This window comes from Streptococcus sinensis (assembly GCF_000767835.1).
Classification (GTDB): domain Bacteria; phylum Bacillota; class Bacilli; order Lactobacillales; family Streptococcaceae; genus Streptococcus; species Streptococcus sinensis.
The window spans coordinates 1-1,719 of record NZ_JPEN01000101.1 but is presented as its reverse complement, the minus strand read 5'-3'; the positions used below and the strand labels follow the sequence as shown (position 1 = coordinate 1,719).

The window sequence follows — 1,719 nt, the reverse complement described above, 5'->3', positions numbered from 1 at the left end:
AAGAGTCTGGGACAATAGTCCCTTTGCTACAAAAAAAGCAACGGATTTGCCGTTGCTTTTTGCATGGTTGCGATAGTCTTGGTAAAATAGAATTGTCCAATAAACCATTTAGAAAGGCTATCCCATGCACATTCACTATAACACAAATCAAACGACTTTACCACTAGAGCTTGCTTGCATTTTACCACAAGACCATCTCGTCTTTACTATTGAAAAAGTGGTGAATGCCTTGGAGGATCATCACTTCCACGCCTTCTATCATGCCTTTGGTCGCCCGTCTTATCACCCTAAAATGCTTTTAGCTGCTCTGCTATTTGCCTATTCACAAGGGATTTTCTCTGGACGAAAAATCGAAAAAATGATGATTGAAAATATCGCCATGCAGTACTTAACAGGACAGTTGCTTGTCAGTTACCGCACCATCAATCGCTTTCGAGTCGCTGAAGGGATGGAAGAACTCATTCGTGATCTTTTCATCGACCTCAATCTTCGTTTGAAATTAGAAGAGTTAGTGACCTTAGATTGTCTGTTTATTGACGGGACTAAGATTGAAGCCAACGCTAACAAGTATAGTTTCGTGTGGAAAAAGGCCACAGACAAGTTTTCCGTCAAACTTCAAGAACAGATACAGGTCTATTTCCAAGAAGAAATCACACCCCTTATCCATCAGGCGATTGCGCTGGATGAAAAAGAATCGATTACCTCAGAACAGTTGACCGAGTTTGCTCAAGTCCTTGAAGAAGAATTGGCAAAACTGAGCCAAGACATTGAGGAGACACCCGTTAAAGGAAAGGATGAACGTAAAACTCAACGTCGTAAACTCAAGAAAGTCCTGCGTAAAGTCAAGGAGGATTTTTCAGTATGCGCTAAAAAATATGAGAGCTATCAAGAGACATTTGACGGGCGTAACAGCTTTTCTAAAACAGATCCAGATGCCACTTTTATGCGGATGAAAGAAGACCACATGAAGAATGGTCAGCTCAAAGCTGGTTATAATCTTCAAATCGCTACTGAAAACCAATTTGTTCTTCACTATGATATCTTCTCAAATCCGACAGATACCAAGACTCTCCTGCCCTTACTTGAAACTTATCCACATGACGTAAAGACAGTTGTCGCAGATGCCGGATATGGAAGTGAAGAGAACCTCCTTCGTTTAGATGAAAATGAGGTGAAGCATCTGATTAAATATGCCATGTTTGATAAGGAACAGAAGAAAAGGTATAAACAGTCGGCTAGAAATTTAGCGAATTGGCACTATGATGACAAGGAGGATAGCTACACACATCCTGATGGCTGGTGCTATCGTTTTCATCATATCAAACATCAGAAAACACAGGCGGACTTTCAACAGGAAATCAAGGTTTACTACGCTGATGAACCTGAAATAGCCCCTCAGAAGGGACTATATATCAACGAACGCTATCAACACTTAAAAGCTAAAGAATGTCAGGCGCTTTTATCTCCCGAAGGTAGACAGATTTTCGATCAACGTAAGATTGATGTGGAACCTGTCTTTGGGCAGATAAAGGCTTATTTGGGTTACAAGAGATGTAACCTAAGAGGCAAGCGTCAGGTGAAAATTGACATGGGTTTAGTGCTCATGGCCAATAATCTCCTTAAATACAATAAGAGAAGGAGTCAAAATTAAAAGCTAGAGTTCCGCAATTGGGAATCTCTAGCTTTTTTGTGGCTGAGAACTATTTTGTCTCAGACTCT

The 1,719-nt window shown here is 40.7% G+C and carries 1 protein-coding gene; it reads left to right on the top strand.

Annotation, left to right across the window (positions count from 1 at the left end; translation table 11 throughout):
* Positions 1-124 precede the first annotated feature (124 nt).
* A complete protein-coding gene (locus SSIN_RS08525) occupies positions 125-1,651 on the top strand; it encodes an IS1182 family transposase (RefSeq protein ID WP_037617928.1) in 1,527 nt (508 codons plus the stop codon).
* The last annotated feature ends 68 nt before the right edge of the window (positions 1,652-1,719 follow it).